The sequence below is a fragment of the Roseivirga sp. YIW32 genome (assembly GCF_057219245.1).
In genome coordinates this window covers 271337-287056 of record NZ_JBXVVG010000001.1, presented here as the reverse complement: position 1 = coordinate 287056, position 15720 = coordinate 271337, and the positions used below count along the sequence as shown (strand labels likewise).

15 protein-coding genes are annotated in these 15720 nt (G+C 44.2%); 10 read left to right on the top strand and 5 right to left on the bottom strand.

What is annotated here, in order from left to right:
* Positions 1-37 precede the first annotated feature (37 nt).
* Positions 38-1498, top strand: coding sequence for a M20 family peptidase (locus AC2D6U_RS01480; RefSeq protein ID WP_484719162.1), 1461 nt, complete (start codon positions 38-40; stop codon positions 1496-1498).
* Here the strand turns inward: AC2D6U_RS01480 and AC2D6U_RS01475 are convergent.
* Entirely contained in the window at positions 1495-1935 is a 441-nt protein-coding gene (locus AC2D6U_RS01475; RefSeq protein WP_484719161.1) for a cytochrome B, read from the bottom strand. The genes AC2D6U_RS01480 and AC2D6U_RS01475 overlap by 4 nt on opposite strands.
* Before the next feature lie 101 nt (positions 1936-2036).
* Here AC2D6U_RS01475 and AC2D6U_RS01470 point away from each other — a divergent pair, with 101 nt between their 5' ends.
* Positions 2037-3080 (top strand): zinc-dependent alcohol dehydrogenase family protein, encoded by a 1044-nt coding sequence (locus tag AC2D6U_RS01470; protein ID WP_484719160.1) that lies wholly within the window; start codon positions 2037-2039, stop codon positions 3078-3080.
* 70 nt (positions 3081-3150) lie between these two features.
* Here the strand turns inward: AC2D6U_RS01470 and AC2D6U_RS01465 are convergent, their stop codons facing one another.
* Both AC2D6U_RS01465 and AC2D6U_RS01460 read right to left on the bottom strand, forming a co-directional pair.
* Entirely contained in the window at positions 3151-3690 is a 540-nt protein-coding gene (locus AC2D6U_RS01465) for a DsrE family protein (RefSeq protein WP_484719159.1), read from the bottom strand.
* Between the two features lie 28 nt (positions 3691-3718).
* Positions 3719-4258 (bottom strand): DsrE family protein, encoded by a 540-nt coding sequence (locus AC2D6U_RS01460; RefSeq protein ID WP_484719158.1) that lies wholly within the window; start codon positions 4256-4258, stop codon positions 3719-3721.
* Between the two features lie 93 nt (positions 4259-4351).
* Between AC2D6U_RS01460 and AC2D6U_RS01455 the strand changes: the two genes are divergently transcribed.
* Positions 4352-4939, top strand: a complete 588-nt coding sequence (locus tag AC2D6U_RS01455; protein WP_484719157.1) for a TetR/AcrR family transcriptional regulator — start codon at positions 4352-4354, stop codon at positions 4937-4939.
* A gap of 6 nt (positions 4940-4945) precedes the next feature.
* Positions 4946-6190 carry a beta-ketoacyl-ACP synthase II gene (gene fabF, locus AC2D6U_RS01450; RefSeq protein WP_484719156.1) on the top strand — a complete coding sequence of 415 codons (1245 nt, stop codon included), beginning with the start codon at positions 4946-4948 and terminating at the stop codon, positions 6188-6190.
* On the opposite strand, the gene AC2D6U_RS01445 is transcribed toward fabF, so the two are convergent.
* Both AC2D6U_RS01445 and AC2D6U_RS01440 read right to left on the bottom strand, forming a co-directional pair.
* Positions 6187-6603, bottom strand: a complete 417-nt coding sequence (locus AC2D6U_RS01445) for a hypothetical protein (protein WP_484719155.1) — start codon at positions 6601-6603, stop codon at positions 6187-6189. The genes fabF and AC2D6U_RS01445 overlap by 4 nt on opposite strands.
* 89 nt (positions 6604-6692) lie before the next feature.
* Complete coding sequence (locus AC2D6U_RS01440) at positions 6693-7469, bottom strand: hypothetical protein (RefSeq protein WP_484719154.1); 777 nt, start codon at positions 7467-7469, stop codon at positions 6693-6695.
* Between the two features lie 156 nt (positions 7470-7625).
* Here AC2D6U_RS01440 and AC2D6U_RS01435 point away from each other — a divergent pair, with 156 nt between their 5' ends.
* From AC2D6U_RS01435 to AC2D6U_RS01410, 6 genes are all read left to right on the top strand, one after another.
* Entirely contained in the window at positions 7626-8801 is a 1176-nt protein-coding gene (locus AC2D6U_RS01435; RefSeq protein WP_484719153.1) for a trans-sulfuration enzyme family protein, read from the top strand.
* 15 nt (positions 8802-8816) lie between these two features.
* On the top strand, positions 8817-10064 hold the full coding sequence (locus AC2D6U_RS01430) for a competence/damage-inducible protein A (RefSeq protein WP_484719152.1): 1248 nt from the start codon (positions 8817-8819) through the stop codon (positions 10062-10064).
* 76 nt (positions 10065-10140) lie between these two features.
* On the top strand, positions 10141-11496 hold the full coding sequence (locus AC2D6U_RS01425) for a dihydrolipoamide acetyltransferase family protein (RefSeq protein WP_484719151.1): 1356 nt from the start codon (positions 10141-10143) through the stop codon (positions 11494-11496).
* 161 nt (positions 11497-11657) lie between these two features.
* A complete protein-coding gene (locus AC2D6U_RS01420) occupies positions 11658-12692 on the top strand; it encodes a tyrosine-type recombinase/integrase (protein ID WP_484719150.1) in 1035 nt (344 codons plus the stop codon).
* A 148-nt stretch (positions 12693-12840) separates the two neighbouring features.
* On the top strand, positions 12841-13485 hold the full coding sequence (locus tag AC2D6U_RS01415; protein WP_484719149.1) for a hypothetical protein: 645 nt from the start codon (positions 12841-12843) through the stop codon (positions 13483-13485).
* A gap of 222 nt (positions 13486-13707) precedes the next feature.
* Positions 13708-15396: an ATP-dependent nuclease gene (locus AC2D6U_RS01410; RefSeq protein WP_484719148.1), complete on the top strand. Its 1689-nt coding sequence runs from the start codon at positions 13708-13710 to the stop codon at positions 15394-15396.
* Positions 15397-15720: the final 324 nt, after the last annotated feature.

The window sequence follows — 15720 nt, the reverse complement described above, 5'->3', positions numbered from 1 at the left end:
CTATTCCTTGGCTGACAAAAACTGCTTAACTTTCCATATGAAGCAATTTTTCAAACTTCTAGGGGTCATGGTCTTACTCTTTTTGGGCTATATCCTCTACAAAACATTCACCTTCAGCTCGAATCAATTAGAAGTTGTTCCAGTGGCTCACATTCCTATAGACGATGCGGCCATAGAACGCTTCAAGGAGGCCCTACGGATCAAAACCATTTCGCATGAAGATCCTGCTGATTTTGACTCGGCTGCCTTTCGCGCGTTTAACGAATTCTTAATCAACCGATACCCAACCGTTGATTCCTTGTTGGAGCACCAATATTTCAACGAGTTCAGTCACCTCTACAAGTGGACAGGGAAAAACGATGCCTTAAAACCGGTAATACTGATGGGCCATTTGGATGTAGTGCCCATTGCTTCTCCAGACAAATGGTCGGTCGACCCTTTTGCCGGGGAGGAAAAAGAGGGGATCATTTGGGGACGAGGCACCATAGACGATAAATTCACTGTTATCGGGATCCTGGAAGCAGCAGAATTGCTGCTCAAGGATGGATTTCAACCCGAACGAACGATCTACTTTTCCTTTGGACATGACGAAGAGGTCAGCGGTACTTTAGGTGCAATACCGATCGCGACTTTTTTCAAAGAACAAGGCATTGAAGCTGCCATGATCTTAGACGAAGGATATGCAGTGACGCAGGGATTGATCCCTGGAATTAGTGCAGATGTGGCCATGATCGGCATTGCTGAAAAAGGCTCGACCACCATTGCCCTCACGGTCGACATGAAAGGAGGGCATTCTTCACAACCTGCAAAAGAAACGGCGATCGATGTATTGGCGAATGCCATTGCAAAGCTCAAAGACAACCCAATGCCAGCCGAATTCACTGAACCGATGCAAGGCTTTATGGACCAGCTAGGACCGGAAATGGGTTTCGTCAATAAAATGGCCTTTGCCAATCGGGCGCTCTTTAAGCCCATCATCACAAGTACCTACGAAAGTGCAGGAGGCTCGGGAAATGCACTGATCAGGACCACCACCGCACCCACTATTTTTGAGGCGGGTATTAAAGAGAATGTGATCCCTACCTATGCCAAGGCAGTCGTCAACTTTCGGATCATTCCCGGACAAACAGGTGAAGAGGTGATGAACCATGTGGTGGCAACCATCGATGACGATCGCATCAAAACAAGCTTTCAAGGCTTTAATGACGACCCATCTCCCGTTTCTCCAAAAGAAGGAGCGGCCTACAATTTGATCAATCAAACCATTAAAGAAATTTTTCCGAATGTATTGACCGCACCAAACTTGGTCCTGGGAGCTACGGACTCAAGGCATTTTAGGGAGATCAGCCCGAACATTTATCGTTTTGTTCCCTATCATATCAATGAAGGAAACATCGATTCCTTCCATGGGATCGATGAACACATTGCCGTTGAGGATTACAAGGACGCCATTCGTTTCTATCGACAATTGATGCTGAACACGGATGCCCTAAACTAGAACCAGCCCGCGCCTAGATCACGGAAAGGCCAAGGAATTCCTGCTAAGATCAGCAGTAAACCAATGAGGTAAAAAGTGGCTACCGATTTGAATTTCTTTACGCTTTCTGATGCGCGTTTTGATTTACTGTAACCAATCGTGATCAAAGCGATGGCGATCAACATCGTAACGATGTGTTCCATGCTATAGAAACGATAGACAGGGTTTTTCATAAATCCTTCTGAGAACTGCACCAATGGACTGATGAAATAAAGGACCAAGCCGATCAGTAATTGCACATGTGTAAAGATCATGGCAAATAAAGTCACTTTCTTGTCTTTGTCTGTCCATTCAGCCCCCTTGCTTTTTTTGCTGAACGCATTGAAGATGGCAAAAAGCAATAAGGCGAGCACTACCCAACGTAAACCTGAGTGCGCATGTACGAGTCCGTTATACATAGTCAATTCTTTTGTTGCACAAATAAAGCATAGAAAGTTAAGAAATGTTTGCGAGTGTTAAATTGAATGTAATTTCGATCCATCGTTAATCCATAGATAAGATGAAAGCTGCCATTTATCATGAATTCCAAGGGGCCCTCAGCGTAGAAGAAGTTTCCGATCCAACACCTGTCGCAAATGGCGTAGTGCTCAGCGTAGAGGCTACGGGGCTCTGTCGCTCCGATTGGCATGGCTGGATGGGCCATGACAGCGACATCCGATTGCCTCATGTTCCGGGACATGAATTGGCCGGCACCATTGTCGCGCTTGGGAAAGAAGTCAGAAAGTTCAAGATCGGAGATCGGGTGACCGTACCTTTTGTCGGGGGCTGTGGAAAGTGTCCACAATGCCATTCCGGCAACCAACAGGTTTGCGACAATCAATTCCAACCCGGTTTTACGCATTGGGGAAGCTTCGCCGAATACGTAGGCATCCATTATGCGAACGAAAACCTGGTCAAACTCCCGGATGAAATGAGCTTCGAGACAGCCGCCAGTCTGGGATGTCGTTTCATCACTTCCTACCGAGCAGTAGTTCATCAAGGCAAAGTGGCAGCCCAGCAGTGGGTGGTGGTCTATGGCTGTGGCGGTGTGGGCTTGTCCGCCATCATGATCGCCAAAGCAAAAGGCGCACAAGTCCTTGCGGTGGATATCAATGAGAATGCCCTTAAGCTTGCCAAAGAGCTCGGAGCAGATGTCATCATCAATTCAAGCAACGACCAACATATTCAGCAAATAAAAGAGCTAACGCAAGGAGGCGCCCACGTATCCATTGATGCCTTAGGCAATCGACAAACCTGCTATGATTCGATCGCATCGCTAAGAAAACGAGGTAAGCACATCCAGGTGGGCTTATTGGCTGGAGCTGACTTTGAGCCTCAACTACCAATGCAATTAGTAGTGGCCAACGAATTGGAGATCATTGGGAGTCATGGCATGCAAGCGCATGCTTATCCAGAAATGCTCGCCTTGATCGCAGCAGGAAAGTTGAATCCTCAGCAAATGATCAAAGACAGTATTCCATTGAACGAAGTCCTCAATAGACTGCCCAAAATGAATGATTTTCAACAGTCGGGGGTTACCATTATCAATTCATTTCACGACTAAAATCTTTAATCTCAACCATGTCGAAACCTAATAAGCCCTTAAAATATGCTTTTGAATAGTTGAGACTTGTCTAAAACTTCAGCGCCGCATAACCTTTTAACTGATAGGTGGTCATCACACTGAGCATAGAAGTGGCGACCTGTACGCCGGGGGCGAGTTTTTGATGATCCAATTCACGACCCAACAAAGACTGGGAACACACGAATAGCTTAACGCCTGCCGCCTGAAGTTGCTCGAATAATTCTAGATGAGGATTATCGGTATCAAACCGCCCTTTATAGGTCTCGTTATCCAAAACAGACCACACCGCACCGCCATGAATAGCCAAAACGACTTTCAAATTTTCTTTAGGTACTCCACCCATGGCATGGAGGTTCAATAAACGCGCGACATTTACCAAGGAGTAAAAGGGTTTAGACTTGTCATTATCGTCCGTAGCAACATCGATCACCACCTTGTATTCCATGGTAGGATCTGGTTTTTCTGTCGCATGGGGAGCATCAAAGATGCCACCGTATCCGGTAATGATGGGATTGATCATTTCTTGGGCTGAGACAACGTGTGAAAATGCACAACAGAACAAAAGAGCTAGGAGTAGTTTCAATTTCATGACATTCATTTATGCCATAAGATAAAACTTAACCCATCTTAAAGAAAGCGTATCCTTGTAATTGGTAAGTGCTGATGGCGGTTAGTGCCGAGGTGGCCATTTTAATACCCGGAAGTAAGTCACTCTTCTCATAGCCAAGTCTGGTAAAGGATTGGCCACACACAATTAACTCTACACCTGCCTCATGCAATTCCTTATAGAATTTAACATAAGGACTATCGACCTCATATTTTTCGAGGTAGGCCTCATTATTAATTACACTATTCGTTGCTTGCGCATGGATAACCACCACAACATGTAACTTTTCAGGGGGCACACCACCAAGGGCATGCAGGTTGATCAGACGGGCCACATTGTTCGCATAAAAGTTCAGCCGCTCCGGCTTCTCCATGTCATGCACCAACTCGATCAGGATGTTGTATTGGCGGTCAGGATCTGGTGTGACATCCACATCGTCAAGCTCCAGAATGCGTCCATAATTTGGTATGAGTGGGTTGACCCAATTTCTTTCCTGAGCGGTCAATTGCATACTGAACAACAGCAAGCCAAGTACGATGATCTTTTTCATGCTTCAATATACTCTCATTTTCCTTTTTAGGCAGCTTTAGTAGAACCACTCAAATAAACTTTGATTTAAATACCAAATGGTATATTTTTATCTATGAAGAAAGCCGAACGCACCACGCGCTACATCATTGAGAAAGTGGCTCCGATCTTCAACAAGAAAGGGATCACAGGTACTTCATTGAATGACCTCACGACAGCCACTCAATTGACCAAAGGAGCCATCTACGGTAATTTCCAAGACAAGGACGACCTGGCATCAGCTTGTTTCCAACATAATTTGAAGTTTTTGCAAAAAGGGCTCTACCATGCCATCACGTTGAATGGAGGCCCAAAAGACAAATTATTAGACCTGATCGATTTTTACCGAACGGAGTACGAAACCTTGGCAGAGAAAGGAGGATGCCCGTTAATGAATACTGCCATAGAAGCCGATGATGGTTATCCGTTGCTCAAAGCAGATGTGAGCACTACTTTCGAAAAATGGAGAAGAGAAGTCATCAATATACTCGCTATCGGAAAGGAAAACGGTGAATTCCGTGCTAGTTTTGACCCGGAACCATTTGCCAATAGTTTCATCGCCATGATAGAAGGCGGTATACTTTTGGCTAAAACACTCAATGAAACTAGCCATTTCTTCGACGTCATGAAGACCCTTGAAGACATGGTCAACACCCTTGATTAAGCACAAATGAACAGAGTCGTCATTACAGGAATGGGTGCCTTAACCCCAATCGGCAACAACCTATCAAGCTTTTGGAGCAACTTATTGAAAGGAACCAGCGGAGCCGGTCCCATCACCTCATTCAATACAGAAAAATTCAAGACGAAATTTGCCTGCGAATTAAAGGACTTTGACCTGCATGCCCACATCCCCAAAAGTGAAGCCCGTCGGTACGACCCCTTCACTTCCTATGCCTTAGTAGCTGTTGAAGAAGCCCTTCAGCACGGGAACATAGAGTTGGACGGCCTTGACAAAAATAGAATTGGGGTGATCTGGGGTTCGGGAAACGGTGGGATACAAACGTTTAACAACGAAATGATCGACTTTGTCGAAGGGGATAAAAACCCGCGCTTCAACCCCTTCTTCATTCCTAAGATCATTGCCGACATCGCCTCTGGTATCATTTCGATCAACTACGATTTGCGTGGGGTCAATTTCACCACCATGTCAGCCTGTGCTACCAGTACTACGGCCATCATTGAAGCCTTCAACCACATCAAATGGGGGAAAGCAAACATGATCATCACGGGAGGATCCGAAGCGCCGATCACTCAAGCGGCCATCGGTGGTTTCAACGCTTCTCGCGCCCTTTCGACAAGAAATGATGATCCGCAAACGGCCTCTCGTCCTTTCGATCAAAGCAGAGACGGTTTTGTGATGGGTGAAGGTGCTGGTGCCCTGGTACTCGAATCCCTCGAGCATGCGCAGCAACGGGGTGCTAAGATCTTTGGAGAGGTAGTTGGCGGAGGTATGGCAGCAGATGCCTACCATTTAACCAGTACGCATCCGGAAGGAGAAGGCGCCGTTTTGGGCATGAAAGAAGCATTGCGCGAAGCCGGCCTAACGGCAAGTGATATCGACCACGTGAACATGCATGCCACCTCTACTCCTGCTGGTGACCATAGCGAATTGATCGCCATGGAAAGAGTCTTTGGCTCTCAACCCGACTTGAACATCAGTGCTACCAAATCCATGACCGGGCATCTGTTGGGAGCTGCAGGAGCCATTGAAGCCATCGCTTGTGTTTTATCAACCATCGATGATCAGGTACCTCCCACCATCAACACAAAAGAAGTCGATGAAGCCTGGGCTGGAAAATTCAATTTGACCTTAGGCAAAGCGCAACGACGCCCTGTCAATTATGCCATGAGTAACACTTTTGGCTTTGGTGGACACATCGCCACAGCGATTTTCAAAAAGTATACGGATTAAAGCGCCTGACTAGAACGCACAAAACGAAAATACCGTGTGCAGCCATTACTCCCTGCGGTGGTAAGGTCCAAGTTATCCTCCAGCACTTCGTATTTCCATAAGGTTTGGGTGTTGGTGAATAGTAGGCTGTCATTTTGGACCTCAAAGCGGACCGTATTGATCCTGTCTTGCCCATTCCTCAATGAATAGGTCGAATAAAAACCGCCTTTCGCAAAAGAGACAGAACCATCCCCAAATTGGGTATTGTTGTCAAAAGGATCTTCACACCCTTGAGTGCCAAACTCCAGTCGGTTCCAAATGCCATACAAGGATTCAGCAGGGTCGATCTCTGGGCTCCGGTCATCGTCGTTCTTCTGACAAGCAGACAGCAGCAGACTAACCAGGATTAGGTTAAGAAAGGCGTTTATCTTCATCGCTTATCGTCCATTTACACGGACAAACTAGTCAATTTCAATGCTTCCGCATAGCGCCTGGGGTAACTTACAAGAAAGAGGGAATTAACTCATTTTTCCAGGATGTAAGCCCCTGCAGGAGGCTCAAAAAGTGCTGCATCGGGATGCTCTTCGGATACCACAACCTCAGTGAAGGTGCGCGCAGGACCTCGAGGCTCCCCTACTTCTCCTTCCTGGTATTGATGCCATTGTAAGCTTGTTGGTAGCCACACGCCACCCTGTTCTTGCCAGCCCGTGTAGCGAATCAAGCTGTATTGGTCTTTGGTTTCTTGTCCACCAAAGGTGGCTGTGTAAAGCAACCACTCCATCCTATTGGTCTCTTGATCGGATAAGATGATGTAATTGTCCTTCGGGGAGTCACCAACCCCCTCTTCATAGCTGACCTTAACAGCATTATAGGGTATTCCGTTTAGGATCTTGGCAGGTAGGCTTTCGTAGTATACTCCGGGATCTCCTACCACAAAAGGAAAAGCATAGAAGTAGAACATTAGGTTATATCGCAAGCGCTGCTGATCGGCATTCTTGATTGGTGGATTCACCCAAACGTACTCGCCCTCAAATCCTACCGTTTGGTTTTCGCTTTCAATCAGCGTGAACCGATGTTGAAGATCGACCAAGGTCTTGCTCCCTCCATTCTCGTAACTCAAGCTTTTCAATTTCATCCAGTTCCAATAGCCTCCATGGGCATCAAACACCTTTGAAATCTCTTCAACATGATGATCGGTCGCCGCTTGAGCGGGTGAGTTGCTGGCTGTGACTGTACTTTGTTCAGCAGGCTGGCAGGCACAGACAAACAGCACAAAAAGTAAAAGAAGGGTGTTTTTCATTTGATACGGTCTCTTATGGGTATGGTTAGCAACAGGACGACAATTAAATAAAGTGCATTCCGGCGGCATTCCCAAGATGACATCCATTGGAATTTTTACGTGAAATGAACACGTTTTCCATTCACAATATCCGCAAAGGCCTTTACCTTTGATCATATGGCAATAAAACATCACCCAGAAACAGACGCGATTCGGACACAGATTCCTAGTACACATGCACAAGAGCATGCCACCCCACTTTACCTTACGTCTAGTTTTACCTACCAAGATGCAGAGGAAATGCGGGCTGCTTTTGCAGGTGAGAACGACCTGAACATTTACAGCCGTTTTTCCAATCCGAACTTTCAGGAATTTATCGATAAGGTCTGCTTGATGGAAGGCGCTGAGTCTGGCTATGCCTTTGCCACGGGTATGGCCGCAGTCTTTTCCACCTTTGCCGCCATACTGAATGCGGGAGATGAGATCCTCTCCTGTCGATCCATCTTTGGTTCTACGCATACGGTCTTTACCAAAATTTTTCCCCGCTGGAACATCAACACCACTTATGTCGACATCCATGCGCCAGAGACTTGGGAAGGGCAGCTCAACCCGAGAATGAAAATGGTCTATGTCGAAACCCCAACAAATCCCGGTGTTGACTTGATCGATTTGGAATGGCTAGGTACATTCTGTCAAAAGCATGAGCTCATTCTTGTCGTTGATAATTGCTTTGCCACTCCCTATTTGCAGCAGCCGATCTCCTTTGGAGCCGATCTGGTCATTCATTCAGCAACCAAATTTATTGATGGACAAGGGCGCGTGATGGGAGGAATCACTGTGGGCAAGAAGGCGCTGATCGATGAGATCTACGCCTTTAGTCGAAGCGCCGGTCCGGCCCTTTCGCCTTTCAATGCCTGGGTACTTTCGAAAAGTATGGAAACCCTTCCCGTTCGCATGGATCGACATTGTGACAACGCGTTGAGATTGGCCGAGTACCTGTCCGAGCATCAAGCGGTGGAATGGGTGAAATATCCTTTTCTGCCTTCGCATCCACAACATGCGACCGCTAAAAAACAAATGAAAGCTGGTGGCGGTGTGTTGAGTTTTGGCATCAAAGGAAGCAGCACGGCGGGCGTAAATTTCCTCAACAGTCTCAAGATGTGTTCCCTTACGGCGAACTTGGGCGATAGTCGAACCATTGTTACACATCCGGCCTCGACCACACATGCCAAGCTAACAGAAGAAGAAAAGCAAAAAGTTGACATTAGCGCAGAACTTATCCGCGTGTCCGTGGGTTTGGAACATATTGACGACATCATCCAAGACATCGATCAGGCTTTAACCAAACGTTAACCCTCAGAACAGACAATGAAAGAGATCACTGCCGAAATTTTAACCATTGGAGATGAAATTCTCTACGGTCAGATCACTGATACGAATTCCCAATGGATGAGTGCCGAACTGGATCAGTTGGGCATTAAGGTGATCCGTAAAACAACGGTGGGCGATACCGAAGAAGCGATTCTCTCAGCCTTTGCAGAAGCCGAAGCTCGAGCAGACATTACCCTCATCACCGGAGGACTAGGTCCTACAAATGATGACTTGACCATGCCGATGTTGGCCCAATACTTTGGGGTAGAAATTGTCATGAACGAAGCGGTGCTGGGGCATGTCAAAGACTTTTTCGAAAGTCGCGGCAGAACCTTCACTGAGTTGAACAGACGACAAGCACTGGTACCGGCCAATGCCCTGGTGCTCCATAACGACTTGGGTACGGCACCCGGCACTTGGTATGTGCGAAACAACAAGGTCTTTGTTTCCATGCCGGGCGTACCCCATGAAATGAAACACCTGATGAAGGAGCATGTACTGCCGAAACTTCAGGAGTTCTTTCAAACACCTGTCATTTACCATAAGCTGATCAAAACGGTTGGCATTGGAGAATCCTTTTTGGCCTCGAAGATTGAAGCATGGGAAAATGCATTGCCTGAACACATCTCCCTCGCCTATCTGCCGAGTGTGGGACATGTCAAGCTACGGCTTACAGCTGTTGGAGAAAACAGAGAACAATTGGCACAAGACGTTCAGCAGCAAATAGACCAACTGATGCCTTTAGCGGGTAAATATATCTATGGCTACGACAGCACCACCCTCCCTGAGGCGATCGGAGCCTTGCTGAAAGAAAAGGGACTGAACATCGCATTCGCTGAAAGCTGTTCTGGTGGCTATGTACAACACCAGATCACGACCATCGCCGGGTCTAGTGATTACTTTCAAGGAGGACTAGTGCCCTACCATAACGATCACAAAATAAATATTCTGGGAGTCCAAGCTGAAACAATTCATGCCCATGGCGCTGTTAGTGAAGAAACGGTCAGTGAAATGGCGGAAAATGTGCGGAAATTATTTAAATCGGATATTGGTGCAGCCAGTAGCGGAATTGCAGGCCCTGGAGGCGGTACAGCCGACAAACCGGTGGGTACCGTTTGGATCGCTTATGCAGATGGCAAACAAACCATTGCTAAAAAACTGCAATTGACAAAAAATAGAAAATTAAATATTGAACTGACGAATATATCATTATTAAATTTGGTTAGAAAAAGTTTAATCAGCTAAAACTTAGATTTTATTTGGTAAACCTTTATTTTTGTTCGTTAGTGCAATCGATTTAATTCATTAGAAATAAAGAATTATGGCTATAGTAGAAATGGTGATGCCCAAGATGGGAGAAAGTATCATGGAGGGTACAATTCTTTCGTGGCTCAAGCAAGAAGGTGACACGATAGAGGCGGATGAGTCTGTATTGGAAGTGGCCACCGATAAGGTAGACACAGAAGTACCTGCCACCCATGGAGGGGTTTTGAAGGAGATCTTGGTGCAAGAAGGTGACGTGGTTGCCGTTGGTGCACCAATTGCCAAAATAGAAACGGATGCCGCAGTGGAAGATACCGCAGCTCCTACTACACCTGCTCCTGCCGAAGAGCCAAAAGCTGTGAACGGACAAGCGTCCGCTAATGGTCAAGCTACCCCTGAACCGGTAGCCGCTTCCAACGGACAAGCCGTTTTACAGGCGCCGCAGTCTGGTCGATTCTACTCGCCTTTGGTGATGAACATGGCCAAAGAAGAAGGTGTAGCCATGCAAGAACTAGAGCGCATCCCTGGCACGGGCCGAGAAGGACGCGTAACCAAAAAAGACATGTTGGCCTATCTGAAGAACCGTCCGGCCGGTGGTGCAGACCTCGCACCAGCACCCGCTCCGGCAGCAGCGCCTAGCCCTGCTCCTGCTGCGACACCAAGGCCAGCGCATGCACCGCAAGCCATGCCGGTATCGATCTCCGGTGAAGATGAGATCATCGAAATGGACCGCATGCGTAAGATGATCGCCGAGCGAATGGTGGATTCTAAGCGTATTTCTCCACACGTTACGTCATTTGTTGAAGCCGACGTGACAGAGATCGTCTACTGGAGAAACCGTGTGAAGCAATCTTTTAAAGAGCGCCAAGGCGAACCGATCACCTTCACTCCGATCTTTATCGAAGCGATCGTGAAAGCAATGAAAGATTATCCGATGATGAACATCCAGGTGGATGGCAACAACATCGTGAAGAAGAAAGACATCAACATCGGAATGGCTGTGGCCCTGCCATCAGGTAACCTGATCGTTCCGGTGATACACAAAGCAGACCAGCTCAGCCTGATCGGATTGACGAAGAAAGTGAATGAATTGGCAAAAAAGGCCAGAGACAACAAATTGACACCTGATGACCTGCAAGGCGGTACGTACACTGTATCCAATGTCGGTTCATTTGGTAATGTCATGGGAACACCTATCATCATGCAACCGCAAGTTGGTATTATGGCCTTGGGTGCGGTACAGAAGAAGCCTTCTGTGATCGAAACACCTGCCGGTGATGCCATTGCGATCCGTCATAAAATGTTCTTGTCACATTCCTATGATCATCGCGTGGTGGACGGCTCGTTAGGCGGTATGTTCGTGCGACGTGTAGCCGATTACTTGGAGCGATTCGACCTGAAGAGAGAGCTGTAGGGCGAGAGGCACGAGTTTTGAGTTGCGAGATTTCCGACTTCGGTCTTCGGACTTCCGACTCCCGACTCCCGCTCCCGACTCCCAACAAGACATCCTAAGCATTAAAAACCCCAATTCGAGTGATAGAGTTGGGGTTTTCAGTTTTTTAGTAATTTGAGTGAATGCACACAATTAAACTGGAAACAGTAAAAATCGATGGAAAAGCCTTTTACGGGATCGCTTTTCCTTATGACAAACAACTCATTGAGAAGGCTAAGAAATTAAAAGGCCGTTGGAATCCTAAGCTTCAACTTTGGGTATTTTCTTATACCAAAATCAAACATGAACAGTTGAACAAAACTTTTGAGTTGTCCAAACCAATCCCAAAACCCAATCATACCAAAGTACCTCAAGCATATTTAGATCAACTCGAACGCAGGCGTTACAGCCCCAACACTATCCAAACCTATGTCTCACTATTTGAGAAATTCTTGGCTCACTTTAGTGATGTTCCTCCAGAAAAACTGACCAATGCACACGTGGCCCAATTCCAGACCTATTTGGTAAAGCGAAAAAAGGTTTCCACCAGCAGTCAGAATCAATACATCAATGCGATCAAGTTCTATTTTGAAAAAGTGTTGGGCAGAGACAAAGGCTACTATCGTATTGAACGCCCCATCAAGGAGTTTAAACTTCCTAAGGTGCTGACAGAAAAAGAAGTAGCAGCTATTTTGAATGCCGTGCACAACCTCAAGCATAAGGCCATGCTGCTCTTGGTATACAGTGCCGGATTGAGAGCCGGAGAACTGATCAACTTGAGAGTGAATGACATCGACAGCGAGCAAATGCGTGTATTTGTGAGAGGCGGCAAAGGCAAGAAAGATAGGGTGACCATTCTTTCACAAAAAGCACTTGAGGTACTCAGGCAATACTTTAAAAAATACAGGCCAAAGGACTATCTTTTTGAAGGGCAGAATGGAGGGCAATATAGCGTTTCGAGCTTGCGAAGAGTTTTTAGCAAAGCACTTGAAGATGCTCGAGTTAAGAAACGAGTCAGCCTACATAGTTTGCGACACAGTTTTGCAACTCATTTGTTAGAAAGTGGCGTTGATTTAAGGTATATCCAAGTATTACTCGGCCATAGCTCAAGCAAAACAACTGATCCCGATAGCTATCGGGATATACCCACATCACGCACAAAGGATGGAAAACCATAAGAAGCCCCTTAGACAAACTCGATATATAAATGTGTCATTAGCCAACTCTATTGGTGATATAATGACACTTTTTGAATAACCATTTGAATATAATGGCACATTTTTGTTTCATTACACAACGTTGTATGCAATTAAAACCAATCATAAAATGAAAAAACTATTTACAATTATTACAATTTTATCAATTTCAATTCAAGCTTCAGCTCAAATAAAAGCTGTAACCGAAAAAGGCGACACGATTAATGTCTATGAAAATGGAACTTGGGAAAAATTGAATAAGGTCAAAAAAATAGCGGATATTGAAAGTACTGTAGAAGCAACAGTTGAAGTAGACGAATTTGATAAATCAAAAAAAATAAGAACAGAAAGTTGGTCGAAATTTGGAAAAAATAAACTTGGGAGAACAATAAGCGGCAGTTTAATAAGAGTAGACGATTTAACCGTATTTTCAATTTCATATTCTGGAGATTTAGGATGTATGTCTGAATATAGTACGACTATGAAAGTCAAACTTACAAATGGAGAAATAGTTGAATTTTCACAGATAAGTGATACGGACTGTGGTGATTATCCAACTGCAAGATTTATTCCTTTAAAAAAGGAACAGTTAAAAGACCCTAATTTAAAGAATTTAATGGCTGACAATTTAGATTTACTAAAACAATACGATTGGGAAACAATTAGGATTAATGGTAGTGAATACTATACAGATATTATACCTAATCCATCTCGTAGAATGGAAAAACCTGAACAGTTCTTTAGACAACATCTGATAACAGCTGACAAAAAATAACTGCATACAACAATGGCTATAAGTAATTGCTTGTTCTCGCCTACTTCTGAAAGTCCTCGCGGATTTTCAGTTTGGTGTGTACTTGCAAAGTTAAGTGCTAACCCACGCAACTACTCATAGCCGAGACCGTTATGAGCAATGACTTAGACGTATGTAGATTATTCAGCTTTTTACAATTTTTATCGTATTCCGATTAACTTGTATTAGCAACACAGTTCTAATATGAGAATTCATAAAATAACTCTTGAGAATTTCAAAACTTTCATAAAGCTTGAATACCATGCAAACGAGGAGTTCAACTATATAGTTGGTGAAAATAATATTGGAAAGTCTACCATATTAGAAGCCATTCAACTTTGGAAAGTAGCATTCGACAGGCTAATTCAGAGCAAGGGCAAGAAATTTTACGGTCAATCTACTCCATGTTATTTGGGATTTGAAAGTCTCTTTTTTCTTCGTTTAAGGGATCTTAACGACATTTTTCATTCGCATTGGAAAAAGAAACTGACAATTACTTTAGTACTAATTCATGAAGAAGAGTTGTACCCTTTAAGCATAGCACTTGAAAAGCCAGGAATCCCAAATTCATACTTAAGGGTTAAATATGATATTGAACCTTTTAATAAGTTCAGAGATAAAATATTAGAGTTTGGTCTCAGTCTCAGAGAAGCCATTTTTATCTATCAAACTAGGCCTATTTTCCATTCGGTAAAGAATGAGCCTTTCTACAATAATGCACAATTATTAAAGAAGATATCACTGGGTAAATCGCAAGAATCTATCCGAAATAAGATTCTTAAATCAGAGAAGGAAGGGAACTTTTCGTCCTTAGAAGCAAGGTTAAATAATGTTTTCAATTCAACCTTTCAGATAAGGTTCAAGAATAAAAATCGGCAAGACGAGGAATACGTCAGAATTACAATACAAGAAGTAGATAAAAAAGAAGTGGAACTTTCTCTTTTAGGTAGTGGACTACTTCAAATTCTTGAGATATTTTCTACCCTTGAGTTTATAAATAAGAAAGAGCATTGTCTAAATGTTCTCTTAATAGATGAACCTGATTCTCACATTCACTCTAATCTTCAGTCCAACCTAATTGACGAACTCAAGAATAACACCAACTATCAAACATTCCTTATTTCGCATAACGATAGACTAATAAGCAAAGCGGAGGAAGGAGAATTGTTTTTCATTAACAAGAAAGCTATTGAAGATAAAGAAGTCAAAAGTCTACCAATCAATAGCTATTCTAATGTCAGTAATGAACTTGCAAATAATTTATTTTCATTAGATGAAAGTCAGTTAAGAAAAATAATAATCCTGACAGAAGGTAAGACCGACAAAGCCATTGTTGAGATGGCTTGGCAAAAACTAAATCCAGATATTGAGCAACCATACCACATTATTTCATCTGGACTCGATGCTAATGAATTACAGCGATCTGGAAATGCAGATACTGTGAGAAGAACCATTGAGTTTATATCAACAATTACGAATGATCTCAAAATCGTTGGTCTGTTCGACAATGACCGTGAAGGAAATGAGCAATTCAAAGGTTTAAATAATAAGATTTTTGAATCTCATAGCAATGAAACCATATCAAGGAAGCATATCTCTAAACGAATTTTTGGATTACTTCTTCCTGTTCCCGAGCATCGATCTGATTTTGTAACCACTAACAATATAACTCAACGCTATTTTGTTATGGAACACTACTTTGAGAATCCAATTTTAGAAAGTCACAACCTTAAGGGAGATAATATTTTATCAACTAATGTTTTCGAAATCCAAGGGAATAAGACCACCTTCTCGACATCCTTGAATTCCTTAAATCCTCACGATTTCGAACACTTCAGAATCCTATTCAATGAACTAGATGGATTGTTTACCGAAGAAAATGAAAGCTCATAACAGACGATATAGCACATGCCTCTTCTGAGAAATCTGATAGTGATTAATAAAACCGAAATATTTGTGATATTTGAAAGACCAGAGGCACGTGCCATATCTGGTCGTTGGGATTAATGCCCCGCGAGGGGCATAGTCTTCCGCTGCGCTCCCAGCCTATTCATTAATCCCAACGTTCGAAGCAATCCTGGCAGCCCAAACGCGGTTAGCGCACTCATCTACCACCAAAGCACTAATACCCAACATCTGGTATATACCATGACAGCCAGCATTGTCAACCGATCTTATTCCCGGAATATTCAAAATCAACAAATTCAGTGGTATCTT